Annotated in this window: 6 protein-coding genes; 4 read left to right on the plus strand and 2 right to left on the minus strand. The window is 66.7% G+C overall.

Annotated features, from left to right (window positions below):
• Positions 1 to 135: 135 nt before the first annotated feature.
• Positions 136 to 360, minus strand: a complete 225-nt coding sequence (locus ACIBSV_RS48410) for a hypothetical protein (RefSeq protein WP_395874007.1) — start codon at positions 358 to 360, stop codon at positions 136 to 138.
• Between the two features lie 590 nt (positions 361 to 950).
• On the opposite strand from ACIBSV_RS48410, the gene ACIBSV_RS48415 reads away from it, so the two are divergent.
• Both ACIBSV_RS48415 and ACIBSV_RS48420 read left to right on the plus strand, forming a co-directional pair.
• Positions 951 to 1,100, plus strand: a complete 150-nt coding sequence (locus ACIBSV_RS48415; protein ID WP_395874009.1) for a hypothetical protein — start codon at positions 951 to 953, stop codon at positions 1,098 to 1,100.
• A gap of 263 nt (positions 1,101 to 1,363) precedes the next feature.
• Positions 1,364 to 2,157 (plus strand): IS5 family transposase gene (locus ACIBSV_RS48420; protein WP_395874022.1). Its coding sequence is split into 2 segments (ribosomal slippage): positions 1,364 to 1,703 and positions 1,703 to 2,157, totalling 795 coding nucleotides; the frame shifts between segments, so codons are not numbered across the junction.
• A gap of 940 nt (positions 2,158 to 3,097) precedes the next feature.
• Here the strand turns inward: ACIBSV_RS48420 and ACIBSV_RS48425 are convergent.
• On the minus strand, positions 3,098 to 3,505 hold the full coding sequence (locus tag ACIBSV_RS48425) for a cupin domain-containing protein (protein ID WP_395874011.1): 408 nt from the start codon (positions 3,503 to 3,505) through the stop codon (positions 3,098 to 3,100).
• Positions 3,506 to 3,764: 259 nt separating this feature from the next.
• On the opposite strand from ACIBSV_RS48425, the gene ACIBSV_RS48430 reads away from it, so the two are divergent.
• Both ACIBSV_RS48430 and ACIBSV_RS48435 read left to right on the plus strand, forming a co-directional pair.
• Positions 3,765 to 5,222 carry a purine-cytosine permease family protein gene (locus ACIBSV_RS48430; RefSeq protein WP_395874013.1) on the plus strand — a complete coding sequence of 486 codons (1,458 nt, stop codon included), beginning with the start codon at positions 3,765 to 3,767 and terminating at the stop codon, positions 5,220 to 5,222.
• 108 nt (positions 5,223 to 5,330) lie between these two features.
• Complete coding sequence (locus ACIBSV_RS48435; protein ID WP_395874015.1) at positions 5,331 to 6,059, plus strand: GntR family transcriptional regulator; 729 nt, start codon at positions 5,331 to 5,333, stop codon at positions 6,057 to 6,059.
• The last annotated feature ends 245 nt before the right edge of the window (positions 6,060 to 6,304 follow it).

Raw genomic sequence — 6,304 nt, forward strand, 5'->3', positions numbered from 1 at the left:
TCGTCATCTCCCTCGCCGCGGCGGTGGGGGGGGGGGGGGTGTTTGGGGGGGGTGGGGGGGGGGGGGGGGGGGGGGGGTGGCCCCCGGCCGGGGGGGGGGGGGGCCACCCCCCCGACGGCCTTCGGGGTCCGGGGGTCAGTTGCCCAGTCGTGCGCGCAGGAGTGTCTTGGCCTGTTCGGCGCCCTTGCGGCTTTCGCCCTGGGCGCGTCGGAAGAATTCGGCGAGTTCGTTGTCGCCGTCGCGTTCGGCGTCCCGGATGTAGGTCTGCGAGCGTAGGGCGTTGCTCAGGCATGCCTCGGTGAACCAGACGATGTTGTAGTCCTTGTCCTTGCTCCCGGTGTTGTCGCCGGTCCCGCTCATCGGTGCCTCCTGTGGTGGGGGTGTCGGGTTCCGCTACCCGGGCCGTGCCGTGGCGAATCGGGTTCCGGTCGGAAGCGGGTCGTGACCGGCGGCGCGGGCGGTCGTTGTCCGGGGGGAGGGGAAGGGACCCGCTCGCGGGGAGCGGTGGGCCGCCTCGCCTGTGCGCGTGTACGCGAGGCGGCCCTCGCGGGGCGGTTGTGGCGTGGGGCCTGCGGGGTCGCCTTCGCCGCGGCCGGGTCGCTGCGAGGCCGCCACCGATTCGGGGCGGCCACGGTGAACTCGCGGTTGTGGGGCGGACTCTCGGGCAGGCGCGGGGCGCGTCACCGGGCGGCGGTCGGCTCGTTGTGCGGGGCGAGCCGCCGACCATCCCCGTGGTTGGGTCTGTGCGCCCGGCGGCTCGTCCCCCGTCGGGGTACCGCACTGCCTCGTCGACGCACGTGTGGGCCCCGAAGATCCGTCCAGACGCAGTGGCCGCCTGCCATTGCACCCGGCCGGCGCCGGGCCGAGGCCGTGCCCTCTCTGTCAGTGTGTGGTGAGACGCCCGATAGATCCGGGTGGGCCTGAGAGGGCACGAGAGGAGCACCACCTTCATGACCAGCCCGAATCCCGGCGACGACCCGGCTCCCAAGCCCAAGCGCCGCACCTTCTCCCCGCAGTACAAGCTCCGGATCGTCACCGAGTACGACGGCGCCCCGGACGCCGCCGGACGCGGCGCGATCCTGCGACGCGAGCGGCCGTAGCACTCCCACATCCAGGAATGGCGGGCCGCGCGCGACGCCGGCGCCCCGGCGAAACTCACCGACCGACGCACGAGCCCCGCCCGACCGAAGAAGCCCGCGGCCGAAGCCGAGAGCGAGAAGCTCCGGCGCAAGGTCGAGCGTCTGGGGAAGGAGGTGGCCAAGCGCGACGCCGCGCTGGAGATCCTGGGAAAAGGGGTCAAGCTCTTGGCTAAGAAGTCGTTTCATTTGGTGTGTTCGCTATTCTGGCGTGTGTGACGACGCTTGTGGAGCGGCTGGTGCCGGACGAGTTGTGGGAGTTGTTCGAGCGCGTGCTGCCGTCGAAGCCGACCCGGCCGCAGGGCGGTGGCCGGCGGCGGTTCGAGGATCGTGAGGTGTTGGCCGGGATCGTGTTCGTGGCGACGTCCGGTTGCACGTGGCGGCAACTGCCGCCGGTGTTCGGCGCCTCGTGGCAGACCGTCTACCGCCGGTTCGCCGAGTGGAGCCGGGCGCGGGTGTGGGCCAAGCTGCACCGGATTCTCCTGGACGAGCTCGGCGCCCGGGGTGCGTTGGACTGGTCGCGGTGCGCCGTGGACTCGGTGAACATGCGGGCCCTCAAAAAGGGGATTTGACGGGTCCGAATCCTGTGGATCGGGGGAAGTACGGGTCGAAGATCCACCTGCTGACCGAACGCACCGGTCTGCCCCTGTCGATCGGGATCTCCGGTGCCAACACCCACGACAGCCAGGCCTTGATACCCCTGGTCGAGGGCATCCCGCCGATCCGTTCCCGCCGCGGACCACGTCGCCGCAGGCCTGCCAAGCTCCACGGCGACAAGGCGTACGATCACCGATTCATTCGCGCGTTCCTGCGGCAACGCCGCATCACACACCGGATCGCCCGACGCGGCATCGACTCCTCGACGCGTCTCGGCCGACACCGATGGGTCGTCGAACGAACCGTGTCCTGGCTCAACGCCTTCCGCCGCCTCCACCGCCGATACGAGGTCAAGGCGGCGCACTTCGGCGCGTTCGTCAGCATCGCTGCCGCATTGATCTGCTATCGCCAATATGCCAAATGAAACGACTTCTAAGCTCAGGCGGCGCGCGGGGTCCACCGGTTCCCGATCGAACGCTGAGCGCCACTCCCGGTGGGACCTCCCGGGCCATGCGTGGGCGCGAGCGCCGGGCTGTGGGGGATCCCGATGTGTGAAGTCCGCGCCCGTGGAAGGGGACTTCGCGGCGCGTGTGGCCGTGATCGCCGGACCATGGCGGCAGCGGCGCGTGGGGTCAGGCGTCCTGCGATCCAACTCGACCCCGCCAGCCGTCCCCGTGAGCAACACCCCGCCGACCTGCGAACAATCCCGCAACCACCGGACTCGACCGGGCGACCCGCTATCCTTGTCCACCTGAGAAGTGCTTCTCTTCATGCAGCCGACGGGACCTAGAGAAGTCCCATCGTTGCAGGTCAGGAGCACTTTTTCGCTCCTGGCCGCATGTCGGACGGCTCGCTCCACGAAGGCGCGAGGCGAATGGCACCGATGCCGACGACCGGTCGCGCGATCTGCTGCTTCGTGACGGGCCACCCGCCCGATCGGCTTCGTCCGGCATCGCGAGGTGCGACAGCCGCCGGAGATCGACGACAGGTGCTGCTCAGGGTCGTTCAACCGCGCCGCACCGCGGTATCTCCGCGCACAGGATCGCGTGACGATTCCACTCGCTGCGCGCGACGAACACGATCACAACCGTCCGATCGGGCAATGAGTTGCGGGCCGGCGATGCGAGTACGCCGCCTGGGCGGTGGGACGAGTACCGGGTCCGCGAACTCGTCACACGCGGAATGGTTGGTTCCATCCCGCAACCGCCGTCGGCGACGGACCCGCCACCGCCAGTCGCTACCTCGCGCCTCGGACAACCGGCCTCAGTGCCCACGCCGCCGGCACTACCGTCGACGCCGCCCTCCGCCGCACGGCCTGGATCGCGGGTCCAACGCCCGGCCCGCATGCAGCGAGCAGGCATGGGTCACCGGTTTTCGAGGTGCTCCCGTAGCGTTGGACCAACCAAAGCGGCGCTGTACTTGGCGTAGAGCGCGAGCGCCTCCGGTGATTCCGGGTCCGACTGCAGTTTGTCGAACTCTGCGAACAAGCCTTCGTAACCGCCTGGCGTCATCAAATTGATGACCCTCACGGCCCCTTGGTCCTTGACCAGGTTGTCGAAGGTGTGGGGGAGGCCGGGGGGAGCGCTGGCGAAGTCGCCGGGGTGCAGTTCGTGGACTTCGTCTCCCAGCTGAACCGTCAGTACTCCGGCGAGCACGAAGAAGGTGTCCTCTTGCTGCTCATGGACGTGAAGCTGCGGACCGGTGTGATATTCGAGGTCCATGATCATGAAGTCGTAGCGGCCTCCCGTCTGACCGCCGCCGGCCTTGAACAAGGCAGGACCGGTCTCGTAGGACTGCCCTTGGCCCTTCCTTACGACTAGCCCCTTCACAGCGTCCTCCCGGGTCTTCGAAACGTGGATGGTAAAAGGCGCCAAGCCGCGACGACCTGGTCCTAGCGATCGTCTGCCGGCCGCTGGTGAGCCACACCGGGGCCGAGACGACTCTTGACATTCTCACTGAGCTTCTGCTCCCATCCTCACGATAGCCAAACAAACTATGTATGACAAATGATGAAGTCGGAAGGGTGGCGTCGTGACCATCGACCCCGCAGAGAGACACCAGCTCGAAGAAGTGCTGCATGTCGATGCCACTGGCATCACGCCCGTAGCGGACGGTAATCGCGACGGCACCGCGCTGCAGATGTTCTGGATCTGGTCGGGCGCGAACCTGGCGCCCATCAGTTGGATCGTCGGCACGATCGGCATGACCCTCGGACTGAGCCTTCTGGAGACGATCCTGGTGACCGTCATCGGGCAGGCGGTGGGCGCCGCGATATTCGGACTGTCCGCGCTCATGGGGCACCGGACAGGTGTGTGTCAGATGGTGCTGGCGCGGGTCGCGTTCGGACGACGTGGAGCCTATTTGCCCGCAGCCCTGCAAACGATCGTCGTTACGGGCTGGATAGGCGTCAACACCTACGTCGTCGTCGATCTCGTGCTCGGGATTCTGCGTGAGCTGGGCGTGAACCCTGGAACAGGGAGCACGTACATGTTGGCCGGAGCGATCATGATCGGTCAGATACTGATCGCCGTGTGGGGGTTCTACGCCATTCGCACGATCGAGAAGTACGCGGTCCCTCTGGTCGCTGCCGTAATGGTCGCGATGACCGTCCTGGTGCTGGCCCGGATCGACGAGGTCTCCTGGACCCAGTCCTCCCTGGCCGGAGCGGACAAGTTCACCGCGATGACCCAACTGCTTACCGCCGTGGGCGTGGGATGGGCGATGGGGTGGATGACGTGGGCCTCCGACTACAGCCGGTTCACGAGCCTCGACGTCTCGCCTCGACGCCTGTACGCGTCGTCGGTACTCGGCATCTTCGCCCCTCTCGCCTGGCTGTCGGTTCTCGGCGCCCTCGCCGGTGCGACTTCTGACGCCACGGACCCGGTGGGCATCGTCACCACGCTGTTCGGTGCCGCGACCATACCGGTACTCTGCGTGATCCTGCACGGTCCTGTGGCCGCAAACGTCGTGAACATCTACACGGCCTCCTTGGGCCTGCTGGCTCTCGACATCAAGATCAAGCGCGCGGCGGCCAGCGTGCTCGCCGGAATCGTCGGCTTCATTCCATTGGTGATGTTCCTCGAGTCCAGCAGCTTCTCCAGCAGCTTCGGCAACTTCATGTCCTCGCTGGTGGTCTGGATGAGCCCGTGGGCGGGTGTCACGCTGGTGGACTGGTTCGTCATCCACAGGCAGCAGGTCGATGTCGCATCTCTCTACGCCCCTCCGACGACGTCTCGGTATGGGGATGTGAACGTCCGAGCACTCGGTGCCTTCGCGCTCGGGTTGGCCGCGGCCTGGTCCTGCCAATACGGCCCCATCGCCGCGTTTCAAGGTCCCATCGCCAGGCTGACCGGACAGGTGGACTTGTCCTGGGCGGTAGGGCTGAGTGTCAGCGCTTCGGTCTACTACTGCCTGGTGCGCCGGCGAACGATCCATCTCGAAGAGGGCGCAGCGGAGAGCTCGACGGATTCCCGCCCCCTCGGCAGTTGAGACCGCCCGCGTCCCCTACTCGGGCGTACGCACCGACAGCACTCGGAAGGTATGCTTGGAGTTACGTATGACCTACGCTTGCCGCGTGGATCCAAACGGGGGTCGAGCATGCAGCCATTCGACAGCACTCTGCTGGTAGAACAGGTCCGAGGCGCCATTCTCAAGGCCATCCTCAACAAAGAGCTGGTCGACAAGCTCCCGAGCGAAGGCACGCTCGCCACCACGCTCAACGTGAGCCGAACCACGATTCGTGGTGCGTTGGCCGGTCTCGAACGCGAAGGAATCATCACGCGACGCCGGGCCATCGGCACCACGATCAACCAGCATGTCCGGCCTTCGTCGCTCGCCCTGCAGCGGCTCGTGGGCTTCACGGACATGCTGAAGGAAAAGGGCTACGAGGTGCATGTCGATGCGGACCGATCGCGGGTGGAGCAACCACCCTCCGACCTTCTTGCCGCGTTTGGCGACGACGTCCCGGCAGATGAGCCCGCGTTCCTGACCGACACGCGGTTCTACGCTGACGGAAATCTGGCGATCTTCATCCGCGACAGTGTGCCGTGGTCGAAGCTCACCGACCAGTCACGGTTGCCGGAGATGGCTCCTGCCACCCACTTCGACTTCACCCGCCCCTATCTGGTCAGTCCCATCGATCACGCGGTCGTGGAAGTTCGAGCGGGTGTCAGCCCTGCCAACAGCACGTACCTGGAGACGCGCGACGGCCAAGCGTTCACGCGCCTGCTCGAGCGGCATTACACGCGGGAAGGTGCGATCGCGGCGGTATCCCTCATTGACGTCAACAACGACTTCGTCGTCTTCGAGATCATTCGCCGCATGTGATGTGGTGCACCGCGCGAGACTCGTGAAAGCGACCGGCCCTCCCGTCTCCGGCCTCGCGGTCGCACATGCCGGCAATCGCTGCCGTACTCGGCAACCTCCTCGTCACGGGGCCGTCGCCCGGCCGGGTGGCCGCGGCCCGACATCGCTTAACCTCGCGCTTTCATGAAGCGGGGCGTCTGACATGCGGTCAGAGAAACGGAAAGTGCTCCTGACCTGCAACGATGGGACTTCTCTAGGGTCCTGTC

The organism is Embleya sp. NPDC050154 (assembly GCF_044460165.1).
In the GTDB taxonomy this organism is placed as follows: domain Bacteria; phylum Actinomycetota; class Actinomycetes; order Streptomycetales; family Streptomycetaceae; genus Embleya.